The following is a 1,538-nucleotide window of genomic DNA, read 5'->3' on the forward strand; positions in this document are numbered from 1 at the left end:
CCCCCCGCTATTCGGTCTCGCCGCAGATCTCGGCTGAGGACTTGCCCGCCATTGCCGACGCCGGCTTTAAAACGGTGATCTGCAACAGACCGGACGCGGAAGTCCCGCCCAGCCATCAGGCTGAGGCGATCCGCGCAGCCGCCGAAGCCGCCGGGCTGCGGTTCGAGGTTCTGCCGCTCACCCATCAGACCATGACACCCGAGAATGCAGCCCGCCAGCGGGCGCTGTATGAAGGCTGCGAAGGCCCGGTGCTGGCCTATTGCGCGTCCGGAACCCGCTGTTCTGTGGTTTGGGCGCTCAGCCAGGCCTGCGATATGTGCGCCGATGACATTCTGCTGAAAACCGCGGCTGCCGGCTATCAGCTGGACGGGTTGCGGCCAGCACTGGATTCCCTGGCGGGAAATTAACCCTGTGAAAAATTCTGCCTGCGTCGAATGTTGCAGGCAGCGGCCAAGCCGTTGGCCGACGCGGGAAACCCGGATCTGACCAATACTGATCACCCCAGGCCGGAACCCAATGCGTCAACCGGACCCGGAGCCTGCACTGATGAATGTGCAGGCTGCTAACCGTTTGGAATGGCTATAAGGGTTTGGCTGCCCGCGGCGCCTCCGGGAAAAGGCCCTGGATTCCGGGGCTGAGTGATGGCGGTTCGCAGCGCGAAAAACTTAATGAATCAGTTATTGCCTGACAAGGCGCCATCCAGCCCGGCCAATTGCGAGATTTCTGCCGCGGCATCCCCCGGGTCAAAATCCCCCAAGTCGACCGCGGGAAGATCAGGCAAGTCAGGCAGCCCGCCGTCCAGCCCATCCATGCCCAAAGCGCCATCGTCGCCGAGACCGGGCAAATCCATTGCGCCCATTCCACCCATTGCGTCATCCATGCCGCCCAGGCCGCCCATGCCGCCGTCAAAACCGCCGTCACCCAGCGCAGGAAGCCCCTCGCCGTCCATACCAAGACCACCGCTGCCCAGGCCCGGTGCCGCTTCCAATGCGGGCAGGCCCGTGTCGTCCATCGGGTCCTGCAGGCCCTGCGCGGCAATTCCCATATCGAGTGCCGGAGGTCCGCCGCCCATCATGTCGGCGCCTGCCCCGTCGGAGAACCCCATTCCTTCTGCCCCGGCATCGCCTGCCAGCCTGGCCCCGGACTGATTCAGCCGGACTGCACGCGCGCCGTTCATTTGGCCCAGGCGCCCCTGTGCAATCGACTGGCCGCCAATGGTCAGCAGGTCGGTTTCATACAGAAATGCGGAATCCAGCGGCAGCGAATCGCCGACCTTGAGGCCGGTAAAATCCCTTAGGGGTACCCGCATCTTGCACAAAACAGCCGACAGCTCCGCCCGGATAGCCCCAAGGTTGCGGCCCAAGGATGGACCCTGCGCCCCCTTGCCCTGACCGTCCTGCAGTTCTTCGGCAGTGGGTTCCGGAAGTATCAGCTTCATCACGCCCTGCATGGCGCCGCAGGCCAGGTCCAGGTTCAACTCGATCACCCGGTAATCCTCAGCCTCCATACCCAGCACCAGGCTGCGCACATTTTCAACC

The 1,538-nt window shown here is 63.8% G+C and carries 2 protein-coding genes; one reads left to right on the forward strand and one right to left on the reverse strand.

Translation table 11 applies throughout. The annotated features are described in order from the left end of the window. Positions 1-407: TIGR01244 family sulfur transferase (locus A2I95_RS36885; protein WP_291737440.1), on the forward strand; the 407-nt coding region annotated here is incomplete at its 5' end. A 266-nt stretch (positions 408-673) separates the two neighbouring features. Here A2I95_RS36885 and A2I95_RS36890 read toward each other — a convergent pair. Beyond that, positions 674-1,538: FliM/FliN family flagellar motor C-terminal domain-containing protein (locus tag A2I95_RS36890; RefSeq protein ID WP_291737441.1), on the reverse strand; the 865-nt coding region annotated here is incomplete at its 5' end.

It is taken from the genome of Leisingera sp. F5 (genome assembly GCF_001593695.1).